This is a genomic window from Nocardia brasiliensis ATCC 700358, from assembly GCF_000250675.2.
GTDB classification, from domain to species: Bacteria; Actinomycetota; Actinomycetes; order Mycobacteriales; family Mycobacteriaceae; genus Nocardia; species Nocardia brasiliensis_B.
Map to the genome: position 1 here is coordinate 7,067,218 of NC_018681.1, position 23,450 is coordinate 7,090,667.

Annotated in this window: 24 protein-coding genes; 5 read left to right on the forward strand and 19 right to left on the reverse strand. The window is 69.2% G+C overall.

Features of this window, described 5'->3' with window-relative positions; translation table 11 throughout:
• Positions 1-156: 156 nt before the first annotated feature.
• The 3 genes from O3I_RS31350 to O3I_RS31360 all read right to left on the reverse strand — a co-directional run bounded on the left by O3I_RS31350 (position 157) and on the right by O3I_RS31360 (position 3,986).
• The gene (locus O3I_RS31350; protein WP_014987042.1) at positions 157-621 is read right to left on the reverse strand and encodes a hypothetical protein; all 465 of its coding nucleotides are present in this window, start codon (positions 619-621) and stop codon (positions 157-159) included.
• A 111-nt stretch (positions 622-732) separates the two neighbouring features.
• Entirely contained in the window at positions 733-2,358 is a 1,626-nt protein-coding gene (locus O3I_RS31355; RefSeq protein ID WP_014987043.1) for an AMP-binding protein, read from the reverse strand.
• Positions 2,358-3,986, reverse strand: a complete 1,629-nt coding sequence (locus tag O3I_RS31360; protein WP_014987044.1) for an AMP-binding protein — start codon at positions 3,984-3,986, stop codon at positions 2,358-2,360. Before O3I_RS31360 ends, O3I_RS31355 begins: the two co-directional genes overlap by 1 nt.
• Positions 3,987-4,131: 145 nt before the next feature.
• Between O3I_RS31360 and O3I_RS31365 the strand changes: the two genes are divergently transcribed.
• Positions 4,132-4,983: a helix-turn-helix transcriptional regulator gene (locus O3I_RS31365; protein ID WP_014987045.1), complete on the forward strand. Its 852-nt coding sequence runs from the start codon at positions 4,132-4,134 to the stop codon at positions 4,981-4,983.
• A gap of 15 nt (positions 4,984-4,998) precedes the next feature.
• On the opposite strand, the gene trmD is transcribed toward O3I_RS31365, so the two are convergent.
• From trmD to rpsP, 4 genes are read right to left on the reverse strand one after another with little or no spacing between them, the layout of a single operon-like run.
• Positions 4,999-5,676 carry a tRNA (guanosine(37)-N1)-methyltransferase TrmD gene (gene trmD, locus O3I_RS31370; protein ID WP_014987046.1) on the reverse strand — a complete coding sequence of 226 codons (678 nt, stop codon included), beginning with the start codon at positions 5,674-5,676 and terminating at the stop codon, positions 4,999-5,001.
• 11 nt (positions 5,677-5,687) lie between these two features.
• The gene (gene rimM / locus O3I_RS31375) at positions 5,688-6,212 is read right to left on the reverse strand and encodes a ribosome maturation factor RimM (RefSeq protein ID WP_014987047.1); all 525 of its coding nucleotides are present in this window, start codon (positions 6,210-6,212) and stop codon (positions 5,688-5,690) included.
• A complete protein-coding gene (locus tag O3I_RS31380; RefSeq protein ID WP_011210690.1) occupies positions 6,213-6,455 on the reverse strand; it encodes an RNA-binding protein in 243 nt (80 codons plus the stop codon).
• Positions 6,455-6,886, reverse strand: coding sequence for a 30S ribosomal protein S16 (gene rpsP / locus O3I_RS31385; protein WP_014987048.1), 432 nt, complete (start codon positions 6,884-6,886; stop codon positions 6,455-6,457). The genes O3I_RS31380 and rpsP overlap by 1 nt, the downstream gene beginning before the upstream one ends.
• 225 nt (positions 6,887-7,111) lie before the next feature.
• Between rpsP and O3I_RS45735 the strand changes: the two genes are divergently transcribed.
• Positions 7,112-7,276, forward strand: coding sequence for a hypothetical protein (locus O3I_RS45735; protein ID WP_167829191.1), 165 nt, complete (start codon positions 7,112-7,114; stop codon positions 7,274-7,276).
• Between the two features lie 2 nt (positions 7,277-7,278).
• Here O3I_RS45735 and O3I_RS31390 read toward each other — a convergent pair whose 3' ends face one another.
• From O3I_RS31390 to O3I_RS31405, 4 genes are all read right to left on the reverse strand, one after another.
• The gene (locus tag O3I_RS31390; RefSeq protein WP_014987049.1) at positions 7,279-7,836 is read right to left on the reverse strand and encodes a dihydrofolate reductase family protein; all 558 of its coding nucleotides are present in this window, start codon (positions 7,834-7,836) and stop codon (positions 7,279-7,281) included.
• A gap of 69 nt (positions 7,837-7,905) precedes the next feature.
• Entirely contained in the window at positions 7,906-8,658 is a 753-nt protein-coding gene (locus tag O3I_RS31395; protein WP_014987050.1) for a class I SAM-dependent methyltransferase, read from the reverse strand.
• Positions 8,659-8,720: 62 nt separating this feature from the next.
• Positions 8,721-9,704, reverse strand: a complete 984-nt coding sequence (locus O3I_RS31400) for an LLM class F420-dependent oxidoreductase (RefSeq protein ID WP_014987051.1) — start codon at positions 9,702-9,704, stop codon at positions 8,721-8,723.
• A gap of 66 nt (positions 9,705-9,770) precedes the next feature.
• Positions 9,771-10,904 carry a questin oxidase family protein gene (locus O3I_RS31405; protein WP_014987052.1) on the reverse strand — a complete coding sequence of 378 codons (1,134 nt, stop codon included), beginning with the start codon at positions 10,902-10,904 and terminating at the stop codon, positions 9,771-9,773.
• A gap of 62 nt (positions 10,905-10,966) precedes the next feature.
• Here O3I_RS31405 and O3I_RS31410 point away from each other — a divergent pair, with 62 nt between their 5' ends.
• Positions 10,967-11,455, forward strand: a complete 489-nt coding sequence (locus tag O3I_RS31410) for a MarR family winged helix-turn-helix transcriptional regulator (RefSeq protein WP_014987053.1) — start codon at positions 10,967-10,969, stop codon at positions 11,453-11,455.
• Positions 11,456-11,535: 80 nt separating this feature from the next.
• Here O3I_RS31410 and O3I_RS31415 read toward each other — a convergent pair whose 3' ends face one another.
• The 7 genes from O3I_RS31415 to ftsY form a co-directional block, all read right to left on the reverse strand.
• Entirely contained in the window at positions 11,536-12,630 is a 1,095-nt protein-coding gene (locus O3I_RS31415) for an amidohydrolase family protein (RefSeq protein ID WP_014987054.1), read from the reverse strand.
• A gap of 134 nt (positions 12,631-12,764) precedes the next feature.
• Positions 12,765-14,330: a signal recognition particle protein gene (gene ffh, locus O3I_RS31420; protein WP_014987055.1), complete on the reverse strand. Its 1,566-nt coding sequence runs from the start codon at positions 14,328-14,330 to the stop codon at positions 12,765-12,767.
• A 104-nt stretch (positions 14,331-14,434) separates the two neighbouring features.
• Entirely contained in the window at positions 14,435-14,749 is a 315-nt protein-coding gene (locus O3I_RS31425; protein ID WP_106387032.1) for a hypothetical protein, read from the reverse strand.
• Between the two features lie 115 nt (positions 14,750-14,864).
• On the reverse strand, positions 14,865-17,312 hold the full coding sequence (locus O3I_RS31430) for a [protein-PII] uridylyltransferase (protein ID WP_014987057.1): 2,448 nt from the start codon (positions 17,310-17,312) through the stop codon (positions 14,865-14,867).
• 90 nt (positions 17,313-17,402) lie between these two features.
• The gene (locus O3I_RS31435) at positions 17,403-17,741 is read right to left on the reverse strand and encodes a P-II family nitrogen regulator (RefSeq protein ID WP_014352094.1); all 339 of its coding nucleotides are present in this window, start codon (positions 17,739-17,741) and stop codon (positions 17,403-17,405) included.
• Between the two features lie 5 nt (positions 17,742-17,746).
• Complete coding sequence (locus tag O3I_RS31440) at positions 17,747-19,126, reverse strand: ammonium transporter (protein ID WP_014987058.1); 1,380 nt, start codon at positions 19,124-19,126, stop codon at positions 17,747-17,749.
• A 384-nt stretch (positions 19,127-19,510) separates the two neighbouring features.
• A complete protein-coding gene (gene ftsY / locus O3I_RS31445; RefSeq protein ID WP_041562988.1) occupies positions 19,511-21,034 on the reverse strand; it encodes a signal recognition particle-docking protein FtsY in 1,524 nt (507 codons plus the stop codon).
• 111 nt (positions 21,035-21,145) lie between these two features.
• Between ftsY and O3I_RS31450 the strand changes: the two genes are divergently transcribed.
• A complete protein-coding gene (locus O3I_RS31450; RefSeq protein WP_014987060.1) occupies positions 21,146-21,535 on the forward strand; it encodes a DUF2237 family protein in 390 nt (129 codons plus the stop codon).
• Between the two features lie 93 nt (positions 21,536-21,628).
• Here O3I_RS31450 and O3I_RS31455 read toward each other — a convergent pair whose 3' ends face one another.
• Entirely contained in the window at positions 21,629-22,384 is a 756-nt protein-coding gene (locus O3I_RS31455; RefSeq protein ID WP_041562989.1) for a TetR/AcrR family transcriptional regulator, read from the reverse strand.
• 106 nt (positions 22,385-22,490) lie between these two features.
• On the opposite strand from O3I_RS31455, the gene O3I_RS31460 reads away from it, so the two are divergent.
• A complete protein-coding gene (locus O3I_RS31460; RefSeq protein WP_014987062.1) occupies positions 22,491-23,408 on the forward strand; it encodes an NmrA family NAD(P)-binding protein in 918 nt (305 codons plus the stop codon).
• The last annotated feature ends 42 nt before the right edge of the window (positions 23,409-23,450 follow it).

Below are 23,450 nucleotides of genomic sequence, written 5' to 3' on the forward strand. Positions count from 1 at the left end.
CTACCTCCGTCGCCCGACACGGGGCCCACACCCAGCTGAACCGGCCTGCCAGAGCCGCCCCGCCGCAGGCGTCCGGCCTGCGTTCGAAGACGCCGCACCAGGCCGGATATGCCCGGCCCGGTTCGGCGTTTTCCCGTCGGCTCCGCGAATCATCTACTACAGGACCAATTCCGGGCTGTAGATACGAGCGATCCCCTGACCGTTCAACGTGACCTCGGTGAAGCTGACGTACCGATGCCCGGGCTTGGACAGCGCCGCGTCCACGGTCAGCGGCGGCGAGGGGTACCGGCCGTCCAGGCAGGGGAACGGGCCGCTCGTCGCGACCTGCTCGTTGGTGCCATCGAGGTATGCGTCCTTGTCGACGACGGTGACGACCATGGTGCAGTTGTCGCGAGTGATGGGGCCGCCCTTGACGATCTCCAGCCCGCCGAAGGCCCGCGGCACCCCGTTCTCCGCGTATATGCACGATTCGACGTTCGCGGAACCGTCGCTCGACAGGTACGGGCCCAGGCAGAGGTACGGGCTTCCCGGGTCGGCCGTGGCCGCCGGGGCGAACAGGAGCAGGGACGCCGCGGTGGCGAAAACACAAGACAGGACACGGGACAACGAACCGATGGACATGCAAGACCTCTCGATATCAGATGTGTCAGAAACCCCCCGACGGCCGAACTCATCCCACCTTATGGTCGCTACCGCCGGGTCACATGACCGTAGTAATCGGGGCACCTCTATTCAGGTCTGGTCCGGCAAAGCGAGTAGCGCACGGGACAATTCACGCATTTCGGCCTTGCGAATCTTGCCGGTGACGGTCATCGGGAATTCGTCCACCACGTGCACATAACGCGGAATCTTGAAGTGCGCCAGCTTGCCGGTACAGAACTCTCGAACGCTCGTCGCGTCCAACGGCGCCGCACCCTCGCGCATCCGGACCCAGGCCATCAACTCCTCGCCGTACTTGGGGTCGGGCACGCCGATGACCTGGGCATCCAGGATGTCGGGATGGGTGTAGAGGAACTCCTCGATCTCGCGCGGATAGATGTTCTCGCCGCCGCGGATCACCATGTCCTTGATCCGGCCGGTGATGGCCAGATAGCCGTCGTCGTCCATCACGCCGATATCGCCGGTGTGCATCCAGCGCGCGGCGTCGATGGCCTCGGCGGTCTTGCCGGGGTCGCTCCAGTAGCCGAGCATCACCGAGTAACCGCGGGTGCACAATTCACCCGGCTCGCCGCGGGGCACGGTGAGACCCGTTGCGGGATCGACGATTTTGACCTCGAGATGCGGGCCGACCCGGCCGACGGTGGCGGTGCGCCGATCGATGCCGTCGTCGCGGCGGGTCTGGGTGGAGACCGGCGAGGTCTCGGTCATGCCGTAGCAGATGCACACCTCGTGCATGCCCATCCGATCGATCACCCGCTTCATCACCTCCACCGGGCACGGCGAGCCCGCCATGATGCCGGTGCGCAGGCTGGACAGATCCGGTGTGGCGGAATCGAGTTCGGTGAGCAGGGCGATGAACATGGTCGGCACGCCGTAGAGCGAGGTGCAACGCTCGGCTTCGACCGCGGCCAGTGTCGCCACCGGATCGAATGCCGGCGCCGGAATCACCACCGTCGCAGCGTGACTGGTGGCGGCCAGGTTTCCCATCACCATGCCGAAACAGTGGTAGAACGGCACCGGCACGCAGATTCGGTCCTGCTCGGTGTAGCCGCACAGCTCCCCGACGAAGAAGCCGTTGTTCAGGATGTTGTGATGGCTCAGTGTCGCCCCTTTGGGGAAACCTGTTGTGCCCGAGGTGTACTGGATGTTGATCGGGTCGTCGATGGATAGTTCCGCGGCGAGCGTCGCCAGCCGATCCGGATCGATCGCGGTCCCCGCCAGCTCGTCCCACTCCGGCGTGCCGAGGATCAGCACCTGTTCCAGCGCAGGGCAGTTCGGGCGGACCTCGTCGATCATCGCGACATAGTTCGAGGTCTTGAACTCCGCGGCCGCGATCAGCACGCGCACGCCCGCCTGTCGCAGGACGTATTCCAGCTCACTGGTCCGATAGGCGGGGTTGATGTTCACCAGGATCGCGCCGATCTTCGCCGTCGCGTACTGCGCGAAGAACCATTCCGCACAGTTCGGTGCCCAGATGCCGACCCGGTCGCCCTTGGCGATGCCGCGCGCGGCCAAGCCGGTGGCCAGCGCGTCGATCGCCGCGGCCAGCTCCCGGTAGGTCCAGCGCCGATCGGAGGTCTTGTCCACCAACGCTTCCCGATCCGGATGCGCCGCCACCGCGCGGTCGAGATTGCCGCCGATGGTGTCGCCGAGCAGCGGGGTCTGCGACGTCCCCGAAGCGTAGCTGGGCTGCGCCATCACTTGTTTCCCTTCTGCCGCAGGACGAATCGCTGCACCTTGCCGCTGGGCGTCTTCGGCAGCTCCGGCACGAAATGCACGGTGCGCGGATAGGCGTGCGCGGCGAACTTCCGCTTCACCAGCTCCTGCAACTCCGCCGCGAGTTCGTCGCTGCCCCCGGAACCGTTGCGCAACACCACGAACGCCTCCAGTACTTCGCCGCGCAGTTCGTCGGGCATGCCGACCACGGCGGCCTCGGCGACCTGATCGTGCAGCACCAGCACGCTTTCCACCTCGAAGGGGCCGATCCGGTACCCGGCCATGATGATCACGTCGTCGTCCCGGGCGGAGAAGCGGAAGCAGCCGTTCTCGTCCTGCGAGCCCGCGTCACCGGTGATGTACCAGCGGCCGTCCGGCGTGAAGCGCTGCGCGGTGCGTTCGGGCGCGTCCAGATAGCCGAGGAACCACAGCAGCGGACTGTTGGCCGTGTCGATCGCGACACGGCCCAGTTCGCCGACGGGCGCGACAGTGTCCGCGTCGTCGGCCAGCACCGCACAGGTCCAGCCCGGCAGTGTGCGTCCCATCGACCCCGCGGGCACCTCCGCGTCGAGCGCCTCGTGCCAGGCGTTGCAGATGAGCATCCCGTGCTCGGTCTGACCGTAGTGATCGCGCACCGCGACGCCGAGGTGCTCCAGCGACCAGGCCACGACCTCCGGCGTGAGCGGCTCACCCGCCGACGACGCACGGCGCAACCTGATCCGCGGCGGCGTGCCGCCCGCCGCGCGCAGCGCGCGGTACACGGTCGGGGCGGCGGTGAAATTCGTGACGCCGAAGTGTTCGAGCACCTGCCAGGTGAGCGGCGCGGAGAAGCCCGCGTGCAGCAGCAGGCTGCGGATACCGCTGGACAGCGGCGACAGAATCGCCCAGTAGAGGCCGTAGGCCCAGCCCGGATCGGCGGCGTTCCAGTACACGTCGTCCGTGCGGACGTCGAGCGCGAACTCTTGGTACGCCTGGAAGGAAGCCAAGGCGCGCAACGGAATCGGCACCCCCTTCGGTGTGCCGGTGGTGCCGCTGGTGAAGAGCTGGATCAGCAGTCCGTCTCCGCCGACCGCGACCGCGGCGGCGTTCGGATCGTCCGCGGATTTGCCGGCCAGCAGCTCCGACATGCTCAACGAGCCGCTGGGCGCCGCGCCGCTGACGATGACCTGCCACGGCGCGTCCGCGGGCATGTCCGGCCCCGGCGCCAGCTTGCCCGCCTGGTCTGCGTCGGCGATGACGACCGTGGTCCGGCTCGCCTCGAGCCGGAACGCGATGGCGGGCGGCGCGAACGCGGTGAACAGCGGGACGTGCACCGCCCCGCGGCGCCAGATGGCCAGCAGCGCGACCACCAGGTCAGCGGACTTCGCCATCAATGTAGCGACCCGATCGCCGGGCCCGATCCCGAGGTCGGCCAGCGCCGCGGCGAACCGGGACGAGCGCTCCCGCAGTTCGCCATAGGTGAGATCGGTCGACGACAGGTCGCTCTCGACGATGGTGAACGCGATCCCGTTCGCGGGATGCCGGTCGCACAGTACGTCGGCGGCCGAGGCCGCCGGCCGGTCGTACATGTCCAGCAACTCCCGCACACGTGGATTCAAGTCGATACCCATCTCGTCACTCCTCAGTGTTCCGGTCACGCACTGGCGCGTCCCCGCCGCGCGCCAGGCGTGACCGAACACGCACTACGTCCCGTTGGTCCTAATAGGATGTGGGTCACACCCAGTTCGCCACTACCCCCGAAAAGGGGTGAGTCCCATGACCCACACCGCGCTGCTCCGCCCGCGCGACTCAGACGCGCTGCGCGCCGAAATCCGCTGGGTAGCGGGCACGGCCGGGGTACCGGTGGCGTTCGGCGGCGAGGTGCACGGCGATGCGCTGCTGCTATCGGAATTCGTCGGCACCCTGACCAATGGGCTGCGCGGTCTGTCCGTGCTGCGCACCTCGGGGCTGGGCGGGCGGGTGATGGACTCCGGCCGCCCGGCGTCGGTCGCCGACTACGTCAACACGTCCACGATCACCCACCACTACGACGGGCCGGTGTCCGGCGAAGGGTTGCGGTCGATCGTCGCCGTGCCGGTGGTGGTCGGCCAGTGTTCGCGGGCCGTGCTCTACGCCGCCACCCGCGGCGCCAGTCCGATCGGTGATCGCACCGCCGATCTGGTCGTGCAGGCGGGTCGCAGGCTGGCCACCGAGATCGCCATCCGGGACGAGGTGGACCGCAGGCTGCGGCTGCTGGAGATGACCGCGCCCGCCTCCGACACCGCGCCCGCGGTCGCCGAGGAACTCCGCGACATCCACGCCGAGCTGCGCGGCATGGCCCGCTCGGCCGACGACGACAACCTGCGCGGCAGGCTGCACACGGTGTGCGAACGCCTCACCCGCGTCATGGTCGGCGCCCCCGCCGCCGACGCGCCGCAACTGTCCCGGCGGGAGCTGGACGTGCTCTCGCAGGTCGCCCTCGGATGCACGAATCAGGAGGCGGCGCAACGGCTCTCGCTCGCCGCGGAAACGGTCAAGAGCTACCTGCGCAACGCGATGACGAAACTGGACGCGCACTCACGCCACGAGGCGGTGGTCGCGGCGCGGCGGCACGGGCTGTTGCCCTAGACAGGGCCTAGTAGCTCAGGGCAGGAGATCGGGGCGGCGCTCGCGGGTGCGCGCGAGGGACTGCTCGCGGCGCCAGGCGGCCACCTTGGCGTGGTCGCCGGAGAGCAGGACGGGCGGGACCTCGAGGTCGCGCCAGGTGACCGGACGGGTGTAACTGGGGCCCTCGAGCAGGCCGTCGGAGAACGAATCCTCTTGGTGGGACTGCTGATTGCCGAGCACACCGGGGATCAGCCGGACCACGGCCTCGGCCAGCACGAGCACGGCCGCCTCCCCGCCGATCAGCACGTAATCGCCGATGCTCACCTCTTCGACGCGCACCCGACGGGCGGCATCGTCGAAGACACGTTGATCGATACCCTCGTACCGGCCGCAGGCGAAGACGAGATGGTCCTCGGTGGCCCAGCGCTGCGCGGTCGCCTGGGTGAACGGGACGCCCGCGGGCGTCGGGACGACGAGCAGCGCGTCGTCGGGGCAGACCGCGTCCAGGGCGTCACCCCACACCGTCGGCTTCATGACCATGCCGGGGCCGCCGCCGTACGGGGAATCGTCGACGGATTTGTGCACGTCATGCGTCCAGTCGCGCAGATCGTGCACGTCGACCGAGATCAGGCCCTTCTCGATGGCCTTGCCGAGCAGCGCGGTCCGCAGCGGCTCGAGGTACTCGGGGAAGATCGTGACGACGTCGAGTTTCATACGCTCATCCCCTATTCCGGATCGAGCAGTCCCTCGGGCGGATCGATCACGATCAGCCGGTCCGCCAGCGAGACGGTGGGCACGATCGCGGTGACGAACGGGATCAGGATCTCCCGGCCGTCCGCGGCGGCCCGCACCGAAAGCAGTTCTCCCGCAGCCGAATGCAGGACCTCACGCACGGTGCCGACCACGGTCTCGTCGGTGAGCTGAACGGTCAGCCCCTCGAGTTCGTGGTCGTAGTATTCGTCCGGATCCGCCGAGGGCGGCAGGTCGGCGCTGTCCACCACGAACAGCATGCCGCGCAACGCGTCGGCCGCCTCGCGACCACTGACGCCGTCGAGAAACACCAGAAGCCGGCCCGAGTGCTCTCGGGCCGACTCCACGGTGAACTCACGAACTTCCTTGGACCGCGCCAGCCGTCCGCGCAGCGTGCTGCCCGGCGCGAACCGGGCCTGCGGCTCGTCGGTGCGTATCTCGACGACCAACTCGCCACGCACGCCGTGCGACTTGGCGACCCGTCCTACGACAAGTTCCATCTACTGGTCGGTGTCGACCACGTCGACCCGGATGCCCCGGCCGCCGATGCCGGCGACCAGGGTGCGCAGCGCGGTCGCGGTACGACCGCCGCGACCGATCACCTTGCCCAGGTCATCAGGGTGAACGTGCACCTCGACGGTGCGTCCGCGGCGGCCGGTGATCAGCTCGACGCGGACGTCATCCGGATTCGCGACGATGCCGCGAACCAAATGTTCCACAGCATCGGCGACGACTGCGCTCATTACTCAGCAGCCTCGGTCTCGGCCACGGCGGCCTCGTCCTTCTTGGCGGCCTTCTTCTTCGGGGTGACGGCCTCGGTGGTCGGGGCGTTGTCGGCGGCGGCCAGCGCGGCGTTGAACAGGTCCAGCTTGGACGCCTTGGCGGCCTTGACCTTCAGCGTGCCCTCGGCGCCCGGCAGGCCCTTGAACTTCTGCCAGTCACCGGTGATCTCCAGCAGGCGCTGGACGGGCTCGGTCGGCTGCGCGCCGACACCCAGCCAGTACTGAGCGCGCTCGGAATCGATCTCGATGAGCGACGGCTCTTCCTTCGGGTGGTACTTGCCGATGGACTCGATGGCCCGGCCGTCCCGGCGGGTGCGCGCGTCGGCGACGACGATGCGGTACTGCGGGTTGCGGATCTTGCCCATACGGGTGAGCTTGATGCGAACAGCCATGCTTGTCCTGCCTCTTTCATTGGTTGGTCACGGCGCAATTCAGCGACCCGCATGGTCTGCGAGCCCGGTTTAGCGCTTGGAGTGTGTGACCGCCGCGCGGTACGTAACCGGAGACGGGCTGACACTTCGTCCGGAAGGACGGTGGTTCATTGTGCCAGATGGACCGCGAGCACCTGAAATCGCCTGGACTTGTTGCGCCGGGGCGGTCCGCCGGTATAACAGGTCATGGGGATCTTCCGCCGCCGCCGACGCAGGCGCAGCACCGCGCGCGACACAGCCCGCGAGACAGCCACCGACATCGGCCAGGACGTCGCCGTCGAATACGCCGCAGCGGGTGGTTTCCGCCTGCTGCGCGGCATCGCGTCCGGGATCGCGAACCTCTTCAACTGAGGCTACGCGGGCCGGTATCGCAGCAGCAGCACCCCCGATTCGAAGGGGCGCGTCTCGATGAGCCGCAGCGCCGGGATCGCCGCACCCTCGGTGAACAGGCGCCGACCGGTGCCTCGCACGACCGGGTACACGAACATCCGGTACTCGTCGACCAGGTCGGCGGCGATCAGGGCATGCACCAGCCGGATGCTGCCGGTGGCCACGATGGCCTTGCCCGGCGCCGCCTTGACCGCACGGATCTCCTCGACCAGCGGGCCGCGCAGCACCACGGTGTTCGCCCAGTCCGGGTGGTCGAGGGTGCCGGAGACGACGTACTTGGTCGCCCGGTTCAGGTGGTCGGTGACGCCGGTGGTGTCGTCGGACTGCGCCGGCCAGTAGCCCCGCATGTCCTCGAAGGTGGACCGGCCGAACAGGACCGCGTCGGAGTCGGCCATCTGCGACCGCAACGTCTCTACCAGGTCGGACTGATCCACGCCGGCCGCATTGGCCACGTCGAACCACTCCGCCGCCTCGATCACCCCGTCCAGCGTGATGTTCTCGGTCACGATCAATTCCCGCATCGCTGTTCCTCCCGTTCGGAATTCGCCTGTTACTGAAGACGTTCCGTACCGGGAGAATTCATCGGCGGGTCAGGCGGCGGCGGGTGGTGCGGTGGCGCTCAGGGTGCGGGTCGGCATCCACGGGCCGCCCCACCAGACCTGCCAGCCGAGGGTCCGGGCGCGCAGGGCCTGCGCGCCGTTGGCGACGAGGGTGGTCTCGTATTCGCCGGTCCGGCCGATATCGACGAGGACGAGGTGACCGCCGGGCCGCAGCACGCGCAGCGCCTCCCGCACGGCGGCGGCGCGCCCCGCCGAGGATTTGATGTTGTGAATGACCAGGCTGGAGACGACGACATCGAACTCGCCGGTGCGGAACGGCAACGAGGTGATGTCGCCGGTGTGCAGTTCGACCCGGTCCGCGACCTGCTCGGCGACCGCGTTCTGCTCGGTGGTCGCGGAATTGTTGCCGGATTGGTCGACCGAACGCCACAGATCGATGCCGACGGCCTTGCCCTCGGGCAGTCGCTTGGCCGCGGCGAGCAGTACCGCACCGCGCCCGCAGCCGAGATCGAGCAGACGCTCGTCGCCGCGCAACCGCAGGTCGTCCAGCAGTCCGTCCCAGGCGCGGAACTTGCCGCGCCGGGTGGCATGCAGGAACAGGCTGAACTGCGCGGCCATCGCGAGCCCGATGAGCACCAGCACCGCCGCCGACGCGAACTCGCCGATCAGCACGTCGACCACCGCACCGATCAGGAATCCGAGCGCGAGCACGCCTAGCAGGACCATGATCGGTGGCGCGTCGAATCCGTAAGAACCCCGCCGCTCCGGTGTGGACGCTGTCACGTTGCCGATTCTATCGACCGGAAAAGTTTCCGTACTCCCAACAGTTTTCAGGGCGCGTTCGATCAACGCACCAGCGGCGCAAGGGCATGTCCCGCGAGCTCGACCGCACCCGGCTGATGGCCGTTGGTGATCATGTTGACGACGAGGCCTTGCACGCCGTGATCGAGGACGCGGCGCTGCAATTGCTCGGCGACCTCGGCGGCGTCGCCGGCGAACTGGCGGTCCGCGACGGACTGCGCCCGCTCCGCCTCGGACATCTCGGACAGCTCGATGCCATTGCCGCGCAGGAAGTCTCGCTGCTGCTTGCGCGCCTGGTCCCCATCCTCGTCGAGGAACAGCATGCAGAGGTAGCTGACCTCCAGGGTCGCCGGGTCGCGGCCGATCTCGGCGCAGCGCTGGTGCAGGGCCGCCATCTTGCGCGGCAATTCCGAAGCGTTGCACACGATATTGAGGTGATCGGCGTACCGCGCGGCCAGGGCGAAGGTCTTCTTCTCCCCGGAACCGCCGAGCATGATCGGCAGATCGTCGCGCAGCCGCGGCTCGTTCATGGCGTGATCGGCCCGGTACCACTCGCCGTCGAGGGTGGCGTGCTCGCCGCGCAGCATCGGCCGGATGATCTGCAGCGCCTCGTCGAGCCGCTCGAAACGCTCGGTGAACGTGCCGAACTCGAAACCGTAGGAGGTGTGCTCGAGTTCGTACCAGCCCGCGCCGATGCCGAGCACCGCGCGAGCGCCGCTGACCAGGTCCAGCGTGGTGACGGTCTTGGCGAGCAGGGCCGGGTTGCGATAGGTGTTGCCGGTCACCAACGCCGACAACTGGATTCGCTCGGTCGAGGCGGCCAGCGCGGACAGCGCGGTGTAGGACTCCAGCATCGGATCGCCCGGCGCGCCCAGCCCCGGCAGTTGATAGAAGTGGTCCATCACGAACACGGTGTCGAAACCGGCGGCCTCGGCCGCCCTGGCCTGCGCGACCACGGTCGGAAACAGCTCACGCACCGGTTGTCCGTAGGTGAAGTTGGGCATTTGATAGCCGAGGCGAATGCTCATGGGTGCCGACCCTACGCGCGCCGCTCGGGGGTGACCGGCGGCGGTTCACCGCCGGCCGCAGGACGCTCAGCCGGCCGGACGGGCGAAACGCACCGCGACCGCGGAACCGCCTTCGGCGTCGGGCCGTTCGATCTGGCGCTGCGCGATATCGACCGCCCAGGCATAGCGCGGGTCCGGGCGCAGAGCGTGTTCGCGCAGGCAGGCCTCGGTGAACTTGATGACGTGCTCGTCGCCGTGGTCGACGGCTCGGCCGACCAGTTCGTCCCAGGCAGGCACCTCGGCCCGTTGTGCCCGGGCCAAAGCGGTTTCCTCGCCGTCACGGCCGTTGGTGACCATCATCAGCAGCGTCACCTGGGCCTGCCACAGCGCGGCCACGGTCGGCCCGTGCAGTTCCCGCGGCAACTGCGGCAGCACGAGCCGGGCCGCGGCGGGTGCGGTGACGCCGTGCAGCAGCGGGATCGGGAATCCGGCGCCCGAGTGCGCGACGCACACCCCGGCGTAGGTCGCGGTCATCTCCGAGATCAGCCGGTCGGTGTGGTCGGCGGCGAGCGTGGTGAGCGCGTCGGTGTAGCCCGGCATCGCCTGCGGATTCCGCATCCGCGCCAACCCCTCCTGCGGGCTGCGTGGCCGTTCGGGCAGGCGCGGCACCGCGGCCAGCGCGGCGGGTACCGGCAGCTGCCCGGTCAACCTGCCCGCCCACGTGGCGTCGACGAACCGGGCGGCCCAGTAACCCAGCCCGCGGGACAGTTCGCGCAGCTGCACCGGAGTCGGTTGCGCGGCGGTAAGCCCGCGCACCGCGTGCGCTGTCCGGATCAGTCCGTGCGTCAGTCCGGTCATCGGGCCCGGCAGCAACCGCGGCCACCAGCGGACCAGCACGGCCTGCCAGCCTTCCTCGGCGATCTCGCGCTGGAACAGTTCCTCGAAATCGCCCGCGCGACCGATATCGCCGAGCGCGGCCCGCCAATCCGCCTCGTCGGTGCCGTCGATCCGCTGGTACGGCACGGGCGGTTCGTGGTGCGGCGCCGCCTTGCGGTAGGTCGCGACCCACGCCGGAACCGCGTCGCCGTGCCCGAGCACCGCCAGCGCCTCGGCGCCCATCGGCCCGTGGTTGGCGAGATCGCCGCCCCCGAGATTGCGTTCGTAACCGAGGTCGTCGAGGCGCTCGAGTGCGTCGACGACCGCGTCCTGATAGCTGGACACCCCAACCCCCAATGGTTTGGATATACGAATAGTTCGTGTATCCGAATATATATGCTGTACCCATGCCCGACAAGCCCAGCGCACCCCGGCTGCCGAACCGCGCGGAGATCACCGAGGTGATCGGCTACGTACCGTTGATCGCCAACTTCTTCGACAAGGCGCGCTCCGATATGCCTGTCGCACATCAGGATTCGTTCGCCGCCCACGGCCTCACCGCCCGGCACGGCGCGGTGTGCGTGCAGTTGGTGCCCGACGCGGCGCTCAGCGTCAGCGAGCTGGCCGGACGAATGGGGCTGGCCCTGTCCACGGTCAGCGAATTGGTCGGCGACCTCGATCGCGCGGGGTGGGTGAGCCGACAACCCGACCCGGCCAACCGCCGCCGGACCCTGGTCGCGCTCCTGCCGCAGTGGCGCGAGCACATGGAGACCTTCCTCGCCCGCCGCGCCGAACCACTACTCGCCGCGATGGCCACCCTCACGCCGGAGCAGCGCGCGGGTTTCGCGGCGGGACTTCAGGCCTGGGCGCACGAAATCCGCCACTGGCGCACCTGATTCGAGCGCAATCGAGATCAGGGGGAACTGGTGGCGGCGTTTCGCGAGAGGCCGCCGCCACCGGTTCCCCCTGATCTTGGTCAGCGGTGGCCCGTGACCGGGTCGCGCTGGGCGTACACGCGGCCACGCAGGATCACCGCGTACGGCGCGGTGAGAGTCTCGGGGTGGGCGCGGGGATCCTCCTGGTAGACAACGAAATCCGCGGGAGCACCGGGTTCGATCCCGGGACGGCCGAGCCACGCGCGGGCGTCCCACGAGGCCGCACCCAGTGCGTCGTGCGGCGACAGGCCCGCACCGCCGAGCGCGGCGATCTCGTCCGCGATGCGGCCGTGCCGGATCGAACCGCCCGCGTCGGTGCCCGCGAAGATCGGCACGCCCGCGTCGTGCGCGTTCGCGACGGTGGTGCGCACGCGGCGGTGCAGGTCCCGCATGTGCGCGGCATAGACGGGGAATTTGCCCGCGCTGTCGGCGATGTCGGGAAAGGTGTCGATATTGACCAGGGTCGGCACCAGCGCGGTGCCGTGCGCCGCCATCAGCTCGATGGTGTCGTCGGTGAGGCCGGTGCCGTGCTCCAGGCAGTCGATGCCCGCGCCGATCAGGCCGGGCAGCGCGTCCTCGCCGAATACGTGCGCGGTGACCCTGGCGCCGTTGGCGTGGGCCGCGTCGATCGCCTCCTTCAGGATCGCGTCACTCCACAGCGGACGCAGATCCCCCACCGAGCGGTCGATCCAGTCGCCGACGATCTTCACCCAGCCGTCGCCGAAGCGCGCCTGTTCGCCCACGATCTCCGGCAGGTCGCGCTCGTCGTCCAGCTCGATGCCGAGTTCCCGGATGTAGCGGCGCGGGCGCGCGATATGGCGGCCGGCGCGGATGATCTTCGGCAGTTCCGGATGGTCGTCGATGAACCGTGTGTCGATTGGCGACCCGGCGTCGCGCAGGAGCAGCGCGCCCGCGTCCCGCTCGGTCTCCGCCTGCGCGATCGCCCCCGCGGCGTCCTCGTCGCCACCGCCGTAGCGGATCCCGACGTGGCAGTGCGCGTCCACCAGTCCCGGCACGATCCACCCTGTGCGGCACAGCGTTTCGGCTCCGGGCACGGGCTCGAACGACACGGTTCCGTCCCGCACCCACAGGTCGCGGACCTCGTCACCGGGGAGAAGCACGCCACGCAGATGCACAGAGACCTCCTTTGCCCCCAACCTACTGGGTGCGGGTGCGGGCCGCGCCTCGTCCGACGCGCGCGTAATAGCGCGCCGCGCACGAATTCGTCAGCGAATTCGTGCGCGGCGTGCGGAAACGTGCGCGGCGACGGTCAGTTCTTCGGGAACTTCAGCTTCGAAATGTCGAAACCTTCCAGGCCGGGCGGGAGCTGGTCCAGGCCAGGCGGCAGGTTGGACAGGTCGGGCATGCCTGCGGGCATGCCCGGCATCCCGGCGGGCATCCCCGGGAAACCGCCGCGCGCCTTGGGCTGGGTCGGTCCGCGACCGCCCTTCTTCCCCTTCTTGCCCTTCTTGTTGTTGCCGCGGCGGGCACCGGGCATGCCCATCTGGCGGCCCATGGCGGCCATCATCTTCTTGGCCTCGAAGAAGCGGTCGACGAGCTGGTTCACGTCGGACACCTGGACACCCGAACCGTTGGCGATGCGCAGCCTGCGGGAGGCGTTGATGATCTTCGGGTTGTCCCGTTCGGCGGGGGTCATGCCGCGGATGATCGCCTGTACCCGGTCGAGCTGCTTGTCGTCGACAGCGGCGAGCGCGTCCTTCATCTGGCCCGCGCCGGGCAGCATGCCGAGCAGGTTGCCGATCGGCCCCATCTTGCGGATCGCGAGCATCTGCTCGAGGAAGTCCTCCAGCGTGAGTTCGCCGCTGCCGATCTTGCGCGCGGCCTCCTCGGCCTGCTGCGCGTCGTAGATCTGCTCGGCCTGCTCGATCAGGCTGAGCACATCGCCCATGCCGAGGATGCGGCTGGCCATCCGGTCCGGGTGGAAGACGTCGAAGTCCTCGAGCTTCTCACCGGTGGAGGCGAACATGATCGGCGCGCCGGTCACGTTGCGCACCGAGAGCGCCGCACCACCGCGGGCGTCACCGTCGAGCTTGGTCAGCACCACGCCGGTGAAGCCGACGCCGTCGCGGAACGCCTCGGCGGTGTTGACCGCGTCCTGACCGATCATGGCGTCGAGCACGAACAGGGTCTCGTCGGGCTGCACGGCGTCGCGGATGCCCGCGGCCTGACGCATCAGTTCCTCGTCGATGCCGAGGCGACCGGCGGTGTCGACGATGACCACGTCGTACTGCTTGGACTTGGCCTCGGCGATACCGCCGCGGGCCACCTCGACCGGGTCGGCGGCCGTGACGCCCAGCGCGTTCGCGCCGCCGCCGGTGGAGGTGCCGGGATGCGGCGCGAAGACCGGCACGCCCGCGCGCTCACCGACCACCTGCAGCTGGGTGACGGCACCGGGCCGCTGCAGGTCGCAGGCCACCAACAAGGGCTGATGCCCCTGGCCCTTCAGCCATTTCGCGAGCTTGCCGGCGAGCGTGGTCTTACCGGCGCCCTGCAGACCGGCCAGCATGACCACGGTCGGCGGGTTCTTCGCCAGGGTGAGCCGCCTGGTCTCGCCGCCGAGGATCGCGACGAGTTCCTCGTTGACGATCTTGACGACCTGCTGCGCCGGATTCAGCGCGGCGGAGACCTCGGCGCCCTTGGCGCGCTCCTTGATTCGGGCAATGAAACCGCGCACCACCGGCAACGCGACGTCGGCTTCGAGCAGCGCCAGCCGGATCTCGCGACAGGTGGCGTCGATGTCGGCCGGTGACAGACGCCCCTTACCGCGCAGATCCTTGAGGGCACCGGTAAGCCGGTCGGACAGGGATTCGAACACCGATCGCGCTCCTGATCTCGGGGGACGTCAATTGCCTCCCAGGGTAATGGGATAGCCGACCCACCCGCGCAGGCGGTGCGTCCTTCGAGGTCGGAACGGGTCGATCAGTCGAGCGAACGGCGACGCGGTTTGGCTGTCTTGCGGTAGTCGTGGTTCTCCTTGGCGACCATGTAGACCGCCTCGCGCGCGGTCAATCCCAGCTCGAGGGCCAGGTCGTCGAGGATGGCCCATTCCGTCGTGGTGGGGATCCGTGAGCTGGCCACCGTCGAGGCGATGGTCATCGCGGTCACGGCCTGTTGTCCGGTCAATGTGCGACCGGGAAGCCAGGAAACAACCCAGCGGTCCCCGCCGACGCACCGCGCCATGTGCGTGGTCTCGTCGCTCGTCATCATCGACGCCGAAACAACTTCAATTGCCAACGACGTGCTCCCCTCATGCAGCGATAGCCGAATGCTCTGATCCTAAGACGACCGGAGGCGCCGACATATGGGTTACAGCAAATCGTGTGCAACAGATTGGTTACTTCATGGCGTGTCAGGTCCCGACGATCTCCGGACCGGGCATACCGGCCTCCGGTTTCTTCGGCGCCGGACGCGGCACGACCGCCAGGATCGCCTGCTCGATCTCGATCCGGCGGGCGGGGCCGTCCGCGGTGCCGAGGTCGAGACAGAAGGTGTCGACCACCGCCGAACCCATGGTCACCACCTTGGCCCAGCGCACGTCGACGCCGCAGTGCTCCAGCGCGGCGGCGAGCCTGCTGAGCACCCCGATCCGGTCCTCGGCCCGCAGTTCGAGCAGCACCTGACCCGGTGCCGAGGTGCTCGACCACAGCACCCGCGGCTGTGCCTGCGCGTACTCGCTCGGCTTGACGCCGCCCGCCTCCCGTTCCCGTTTGGCGAGCGCGGCGGCGACATCGAGATCACCGCCGATGGCCCGGATGAGCTCTTGGCGCAACAGTCCGGCATCCGGCGGATCACCGAACTTGGGTGACACCACGAAGGTGTCGATGGCGGACTCGCCCTCGCTGCCGAGCGCGGCCGAGAGCACCCGCAACGAGTGCAGTGCGAGCACGCCGGCGGCGTCGGACAGCAGTCCGGCACCGTCCGGCGCGATCACCGTCACCGCGTAGGTGTACTTGCTTTCCCCCGGCTTCAACTCGACGTGCACGCCGCCCGCTTTGGCCTTCGCGATGAGTTCCGGTGCGATCGGTTCCGGTTGCGGCAGTTCGCCGCCCGCCAGCACCAACCGGCACCGGCGCACGAGGTCACCGATGAGCGAGGCCTTCCAGTCGCCCCACACGCCGGGCCCGGTGGCCAGCGAGTCCGCTTCGGCGAGGGTGTGCAGCAGTTCGAGCAGTTCCGGATCGCCGTCGAGGGTGTCGACGACGTGCTGCACGGTGGCGGGGTCGGCCAGGTCACGCCGGGTGGCGGTGTCCGGGAGCAGCAGATGGTGGCGGACCATCGCGCTGAGCGTGCGCACGTCCGACGGCCACAGCCCGAGCCGGCGGCCGATATGGGTGGCCAGTTCCGCGCCGACCACGCTGTGATCGCCCGTGCGGCCCTTGCCGATATCGTGCAGCAGCGCGCCGAGCGCCAGCAGATCCGGCCGGGCCACCCGGGTGCTCATTCCGCTCGCGTAGGCCACGGTCTCCATCAGGTGCCGGTCCACGGTCCAGGTGTGCAGGGCGTCGCGCGGCGGCAGGTCACGCACGGCGCCCCATTCCGGAAGCAGCCTGCCCCACAGGCCCGTTCGGTCCAGCGCCTCGATCGCGTCGATGACGCCGCGACCCGCGCCGAGTAGCACGAGCAGATCGTTGAGCGCGTCCTTGGGCCAGGGCTCGCGCAGTTCGGGCGCGTCCTCGGAGAGGCGGTTGAGCGTGGTGGCCGACATCGGCAGCCCGGTCTGCGCCGAGGCCGCGGCCACCCGCAGGATCAGGCCCGGATCGCGTTGCGGCCGTGCGTCTCTGGCCAGCACCACCTCGCCGCCGTGCTCGACCACCCCCTCATCGAGTGGTCGGCGCACCGGCATCCGGCGCAGCCGGGCCAGTCCGCGCCGGGGCAAAGCGTTTGCCGCGGTACGCAATCCGACGTCGACCGAATAGCTGACCGTGCGCGCGGAATCGCTGAGCGTGCGCGCGAGGTCGAATCGGTCGCCGATGCGCAACGCCGCGCCGATCTCGTCGGCGTCCTGGGCCCGCAACTGGTCGCGGGCCCGGCCCGCGACCCGATGCAGTTCGGTCCGCACATCGAGCAGTCGCCGATGCGCGTGTTTCAGGCCACCGCCCGGTACCTCGGGACCGAGGCCGGGCATGGCATCGGTCAGCTGGGCGATGGCGAGCGCGTCGAGCAGCTGGATATCCCGCAGGCCGCCGCGGCCGTTCTTCAGATCCGGTTCGGCGCGGTGCGCGATCTCGCCGCTGCGCTCCCACCGGGCCTGCGCCTGGGTGATCAATTCGTCGAACCGGGAACGGATTCCGTTGCGCCATTCCCGGCGCACCCCGCCGATCAGCAAGTTGCTCAGCTCTTGATCGCCGACGATATGCCTGGCCTCCAGCATGCCGAGCGCGGCGATCAGATCGTCCGAGGCGACCCGCAGCGCCTGCGGAACGGTCCGCACGCTGTGATCGAGCTTGATATGGGCGTCCCACAGCGGATACCAGAGCTGATCGGCGACCTCGGCGACCCGGGCGGGGTCGACGTCGTCGTGCAGCAGGACCAGGTCGAGATCGGAGTACGGCAGCATCTCCCCGCGGCCGAGACCGCCGACCGCGACCACGGCGAGTCCGCTGTCGCGGGTGATACCGAGTTCGGCGCCCTTACTGGTGAGCCACAGTTCGAACAGGTCGACCAGCGCGTGCCGCAGGGACTCGGCGTCGAGCCGGGGATTGCGCGGCACCCCGCCGTCGAGCAGTTGGCCGCGCGCGCGGACCAGATCCGCCGCCCCGTTGGACACCTTGCCGTCGTGCTCGTGCTGACCTGCCACAACCCACCGCCCATCCCTAACAGTCGCGGCCCCGCCCCGACCGGAGCTCCGGTGGGAGCGGGGCCGCCGCTCAGCTCAGATATTCGAGATCTACAGCGCGTCGGTACCGCGTTCGCCGGTACGGACGCGAATGATCGTCTCCACCGGCGTCACCCAGACCTTGCCGTCGCCGATCTTGCCGGTGCGCGAGGCCTCGACGATCACCTCGACGACCTTGTCCACGGACGCGTCGTCGACGACCACCTCGACCCGGACCTTCGGCACGAAATCCACGGAGTACTCGGCACCTCGATAGACCTCGGTGTGCCCCTTCTGGCGGCCATATCCCTGCACTTCGCTGACAGTCATGCCGAGCACACCCGCCTGCTCGAGACCGGTCTTGACGTCCTCGAGGGTGAACGGTTTGACGATTGCGGTGATCAGTTTCATGTTCGTCATGCCTCCTTGACGGCCGAACGTGCCGTGCTGCCCACGGCGGCGAAGTCATACGCGGATTCGGCGTGCTCGGACTCGTCCAAGCCCACCGACTCCGCTTCTTCGCTCGCGCGCAGCCCAATGGTGAACTTCACGATATAGGCAATGATCAGGCTGGCGACGAAGGAGAAGGCAAGTACCACACCGGCACCCACCGCCTGACGCCACAGCTGATCGATGCCGCCGCCGTAGAACAGGCCGGTCTTCGCGGCACCCATCTCGGGCGCGGCGACGAAACCGACCATCAGGGTGCCGACGATGCCGCCGACCAGGTGCACGCCCACCACGTCGAGCGAGTCGTCGAACCCGAACTTGAACTTCAGGCCGACCGCGAGGGCGCACAGCGCACCCGCGACCACGCCGACCGCGAGCGCGCCGAGCACGTTCACCGACGAACAGGACGGGGTGATCGCGACCAGACCGGCCACAATGCCCGAGGCCGCGCCCAGCGAGGTGGCGTGCCCGTCACGCAGCTTCTCCACCAGCAGCCAGGCCAGCATGGCCGCGGCCGTCGCCACCGCGGTGGTCACGAAGGTGGTGCCCGCGAGACCACCGGAGGTCAGCGCGGAACCGGCGTTGAACCCGAACCAGCCGAACCACAGCAGGCCGGCGCCGAGCATGACGAAGGGCAGGTTGTGCGGGCGGAACGCGGTGGTCGGCCAGCCCTTGCGCTTGCCGAGCACCAGCACCAGGGCGAGCGCGGCCGCACCGGCGTTGATGTGCACCGCGGTACCACCGGCGAAGTCGACCGCGAGCAGTTTGTTGGCGATCCAGCCGCCCTCATGCACGACGTTGCCGTCGGCGTCCTTGGCGTCGAAGTCGAAGACCCAGTGCGCGACCGGGAAGTAGACGACCGTGACCCAGATACCCGCGAAGAGCAGCCAGGCACCGAACTTCATGCGGTCGGCGACCGCGCCCGAGATGAGGGCAACCGTGATGATGGCGAACATCAGCTGGAACGCGACGAACACGCTCATCGGGATCGTGCCCGCGAGCGGAATGCCGGAGGCGGCGGTGGTGACGGCGCCGGTGGCGTCCTTCACCTCGGCCACCGCGTTACCGCCGAGCAGGCCCTTCAGTCCGAAGAACTGCGCCGGGTCGCCGATCAGGCCGAAAGTGTTGTCACCGAAGGCGGTCGAGAAACCGTACAGCGACCAGAGCACGCCGACGAGGCCCATGGCGCTGACGCTCATCATGATCATGTTCAGCACGTTCTTCGAGCGGACCATGCCGCCGTAGAAGAACGCCAGACCGGGCGTCATCAACAACACGAGCGCTGAGCTCGCCAGCATCCATGCGGTGTCACCGGTGTCCGGTGCACCGGTAAGGGGAAATGCCACCTTAATGTCCTCCTCATCTCGGGCCCTGCCGACTCCGGCAAATGGACCTGACCAGAAGGGTGGTCACTCGGTGTTTCATCTACAGAGCTGCGGTGTTTCACCTGCGTGAACGGATGAGCCAGTTGTGTTGCGGCCACGTTTCGGGGTTTACACCGGGAGTTTCCGGGCGGCGGTGAGGTGCGGGCCGGGGTCGGCGCAACGCCGGTTACCGGCCCGCTAGAAGTAGCAAACATTCGGTTTTCGGCGTGTTTCGTCGCAAACACTGCCGTGTCAGCGGCGATGGCGCGTCATCTCGTCAGGCCGAGCCGGACAATTCGGTCAGAGGTCCGGTTTGCCGAGACGATGCTGTCGAGCGGGGCAGCTTTCGGTCCGTGTGCGCGCGGCTCAGCCGAGCAGCGCGTCCACGAAGGCGCCCGGCTCGAACGGCGCCAGATCGTCGGCTCCCTCGCCGAGACCGACCAGCTTCACCGGCACCCCCAGCTCGTGCTGCACCTGGAAGACGATGCCGCCCTTGGCGGTCCCGTCCAGCTTGGTGAGCACCACGCCGCTGATATCGACCACGTCGGCGAACACGCGCGCCTGCATCAGGCCGTTCTGGCCGACGGTGGCGTCGAGCACCAGCAGCACCTCGTCGACCGCGGCCTTCTTCTCCACGACGCGCTTGACCTTACCCAGCTCGTCCATCAGGCCGGTCTTGGTGTGCAGGCGACCCGCGGTATCGATGAGGACGACGTCGACGCCGCGGTCGATGCCCGCGCTCACCGCGTCGAAGGCGACGGCGGCCGGATCGGCGGCCTCCTTGCCGCGCACGGTTTCCGCGCCGACCCGCTCGCCCCAGGTCTGCAGCTGGTCGGCGGCGGCGGCCCGGAAGGTATCGGCCGCGCCGAGCAGCACGCGGCGACCGTCCGCGACGAGCACGCGCGCGAGTTTGCCGGTGGTGGTGGTCTTTCCGGTGCCGTTGACGCCGACGACCAGCAGGATCGACGGGTGATCGGCGTGCGGCAGCGCCCGGATCGAGCGGTCCAGTTCGGGGCGCAACGCCTCGATCAGCACGTCCCGCAGCACGGCCCGGGCCGCGTCGGTGGTCCGGACGCTGCGCGAGGCCATCTCCTCGCGCAGGCGGGCCACCACCGCGGCGGTGCTCGCGGTGCCCAGGTCGGCCAGCACCAGGGTGTCCTCGACCTCTTCCCACGAGTCGTCGTCCAGGTCGCCGCCGCCGAGCAGGCCGAGCAGGCTCTTGCCGACCGCGTTCTGCGAGCGGGACAGGCGGCCGCGCAGGCGGACCAGGCGGCCCGCGGTGGGTTCGATCTCCTCGAGCGGAGCGGGGGCCTCGGCGCCTGCGGCGGTGTCGGGGAAGGCGGCTGGGGCGGACTCTGCTTCGGCAGGCGCGGCGGTCGATGCGCCGGCGGATGCGGTGGTCGGCGCGTCCGCAGGAGCGGTGGTCGATGCGTCCGCGGGAGCGGTGGTCGGCGCACCAGCGGGAGCGGTGGTCGGTGCGTCGGTGGTCTCCGGTGCGTTCGTGGCGCCACCGGTCGACTCAGCCTCGGGCGCGGCGGTTTCGCCAGCGGGCGCCTCGGCGACATCACCCTCGGGCAGTTGCACGTTGGTGATGCCGCGCTTGGGTGCGTCCCGGGGAATGGCCGCGTCGTCGCCGATGTGCGGCTGCCCGTCCGTGTCGGTCCGCTCGACCAGCTGCGGTTCGGGTGCGGTCGCCGTGCCGCCTTGACTGAAACTGAATCCGCCCGAGGCGGCGTAACCGCCGGACCGGTCGGTCAGCTGCTGCTCCGCGGGCTGCGTCAATGACACCCGAGAGCGCTTGTACCGGACAAAACCGACAACAAGCACCACCAGCAGCAGAGCAGCGGCAACGGCGACAATGATCCAGGCTTCGGAACTCACGCGCCCCATCCTTGCAGAACGAACCGGCCCGCTTTACCACGCCGCCCCGGTGCCGACACACAACCCCCGAGATTTCTTGTCCTGCGGAACTTCTCGCGACGTGCCAATAGGATCGGCGACGTGACCGATCGAAACGTGCTTGGGGGGCCGCTGGAAGAGTGCGGCGCCGATCCTCTCACCGGCTTCTACCGGGACGGCTGCTGCAGCACCGGGCCGGAGGATCTCGGTAGCCACACCGTGTGCACCGTCGTCACGGCCGAATTCCTGGAGCATCAGGCGTCCATCGGCAACGATCTGAGTACGCCGCGGCCGGAGAACAACTTCCCGGGCTTACAGCCGGGAGACCGGTGGTGTGTGGTGGCCGTGCGGTGGCTACACGCGCACGAGGACGGTGTCGCCGCACCCGTCGTGCTGGCCGCCACGCACGAGAACGCCCTGGAAGTGATCTCGATGGACATCCTGCGCAAATACGCCGTCGACGTGCCCGACGACGTCAGCGACCTGCTGTAATCCGCATGCCGCGCACGGCAGCCCGAGCCGAATCCGGCTGCCGTCGGGCCTGGCCGTACCGTTCGACCGTGACCGGGTCTCGACACGTGTCGCTTATGCGCCACGTGCTCGCGTCGTCGCCGCGCGGCGGCGGTGCGCCTTCTGCCGGCAGGCGGGCGAGCAATATCGCGGACGACGGCCGGTGCCCGAATGCCGGACGGCACGGGCGCAGACCGGGCACCGCGTTTCGTTACTATCCGCTGTTTCGTTACGAGTTTCGCCCACCGCGACGGGGCGATTCGTTACGCCCGAGGCGCGCATCGCGTCGATGACCAACGCGGCCGCGCGGCCCAGTGCGCCGTCGGTCGGTCGAAGTCGTTGGATGGCAACGCAACCGGTGAAAATCGCCAGCACATCCGGCACCTCGAGATCCGGGCGGACCGCGCCCTGCCGCTGCGCGGCGGCCAGCAGCTCCCCGAGCGCCTGATGGAATCGGGCACCCGCACTCATCAACAGGGCGCGCGGCCAACCGTCGTCGGATTGCACGAGATCGCACAGCGCCTGATTGCCCGGCGTCGAAACGACCACCTGCGTGCAGAAATCGAAGAAGGCGGCCCCGGGATCCGGCGCGCCCAGATGGTCGGTGGCCAGTTGGGCGAGCCGATCCACGCGCTGCTGCACAACCGCTTCCAGCAGCTCGACTTTCGTCGGGAAGTGGCGGTAGACGGTGCCCGCGCCGACCCCGGCACGCCGGGCCACCTCGGCCAGCGAAACCGTCGGCCCCTGCTCGGCGAACGCGCGTTGCGCGGCGGACAGCACCGCCGCGCGATTGCGGGTGGCGTCGCTGCGGGCGGTGGCTGCGGCAGTCAATTCGTTACGGCCTTCCGTTTTCCGACCTGGTCGAGCGGGCCAGGCCACCCGTACGGTCTCGAAATACGGGTTGTCCGACCCGATTCTATCGACAGACAAGGCGAGCATGTCTTCTTCGCAGCACCTCATCCTGGTCACCGGCGCCACCGGCAAGCAGGGCGGCGCGACCGCCCGCACACTGCTCGCGGGCGGCCGGGCGGTCCGCGCCCTGGTGCGCGACCCGCACGCCCCGGCCGCACGAGCGCTCGCCGCCGCGGGCGCCGAACTCGCGGTCGGCGATTTCGACGACCCCACCACCCTGCCCGCCGCACTAGCCGGTGCCACAGCCCTTTTCGCGGTCCCGCCCGCCGCCTACGACCCGGACGGCTGGGATGTCGAGCGGGAAGCGCGACGCGGCGAAGCGCTCGTCGACGCGGCCCGCCGAGCCGGGGTGGCGCAGATCGTGTTCACCGGTATCGCCTCGTTCAACGAGGACACGTCGTGGGGTGCGAGCGGCAAAGAGCGCATCGAAACCGCGGTCGCGACCAGCGGGGCGCGCTACACCCTGCTGCGCCCGGTCCGGTTCATGGAGAACTATCTGCTGCGCGGCCTGCCGATCGACGGCATCGTCGACGGCGTGCACCGGCACATGTTCCCGGCCGACCGACCGATGAAGGTCATCGCGGTCGCCGATGTCGCCGAGATCGCCGCCCTGGTCTTCGCCGACCCCGACCGCTTCCACGGCCGGACCCTGGAGCTGGCCGGCGACGCCCTCACCCCACCGGATGCCGCCGCCGCGATCGCCGCCGCCACCGGCCACCCCGTCCGCTACCAGGAACTGGACGAGGCCTACGCCGCCTCCCTCGGCGCATCGATCGCCTACACCTGGCGGCTGATGCGCGAAACCGGCGGCTGGCGCGCCGACATCGACACCGTCCGCCGGATCCACCCCGGCCTCCGCACCTTCGACACCTGGCTGGCCGAAACCGGTGGCGCCCAAATCAAATCCCTGCTCGACAGCGACCGGACCACCGCCCCGCGGTGAACAATCGGCCACCGCGGGACAACGGTGTCCCACGATGGACCG

Bases quoted from the DNA above. Each gene is read 5' to 3' on its own strand.
- O3I_RS31390 (WP_014987049.1), bottom strand. From the start codon at position 7,836: ATGCGGGAATTGATCGTGACCGAGAACATCACGCTGGACGGGGTGATC.
- O3I_RS31360 (WP_014987044.1), bottom strand. From the start codon at position 3,986: ATGGGTATCGACTTGAATCCACGTGTGCGGGAGTTGCTGGACATGTAC.
- O3I_RS31350 (WP_014987042.1), bottom strand. From the start codon at position 621: ATGTCCATCGGTTCGTTGTCCCGTGTCCTGTCTTGTGTTTTCGCCACC.
- O3I_RS31380 (WP_011210690.1), bottom strand. From the start codon at position 6,455: ATGAGCGCAGTCGTCGCCGATGCTGTGGAACATTTGGTTCGCGGCATC.
- O3I_RS31400 (WP_014987051.1), bottom strand. From the start codon at position 9,704: ATGAGCATTCGCCTCGGCTATCAAATGCCCAACTTCACCTACGGACAA.
- O3I_RS45735 (WP_167829191.1), top strand. From the start codon at position 7,112: ATGGGGATCTTCCGCCGCCGCCGACGCAGGCGCAGCACCGCGCGCGAC.
- O3I_RS31460 (WP_014987062.1), top strand. From the start codon at position 22,491: ATGTCTTCTTCGCAGCACCTCATCCTGGTCACCGGCGCCACCGGCAAG.
- O3I_RS31410 (WP_014987053.1), top strand. From the start codon at position 10,967: ATGCCCGACAAGCCCAGCGCACCCCGGCTGCCGAACCGCGCGGAGATC.
- O3I_RS31355 (WP_014987043.1), bottom strand. From the start codon at position 2,358: ATGGCGCAGCCCAGCTACGCTTCGGGGACGTCGCAGACCCCGCTGCTC.
- trmD (WP_014987046.1), bottom strand. From the start codon at position 5,676: ATGAAACTCGACGTCGTCACGATCTTCCCCGAGTACCTCGAGCCGCTG.
- rpsP (WP_014987048.1), bottom strand. From the start codon at position 6,886: ATGGCTGTTCGCATCAAGCTCACCCGTATGGGCAAGATCCGCAACCCG.
- O3I_RS31365 (WP_014987045.1), top strand. From the start codon at position 4,132: ATGACCCACACCGCGCTGCTCCGCCCGCGCGACTCAGACGCGCTGCGC.
- rimM (WP_014987047.1), bottom strand. From the start codon at position 6,212: ATGGAACTTGTCGTAGGACGGGTCGCCAAGTCGCACGGCGTGCGTGGC.
- ftsY (WP_041562988.1), bottom strand. From the start codon at position 21,034: ATGGGGCGCGTGAGTTCCGAAGCCTGGATCATTGTCGCCGTTGCCGCT.
- O3I_RS31435 (WP_014352094.1), bottom strand. From the start codon at position 17,741: ATGAAACTGATCACCGCAATCGTCAAACCGTTCACCCTCGAGGACGTC.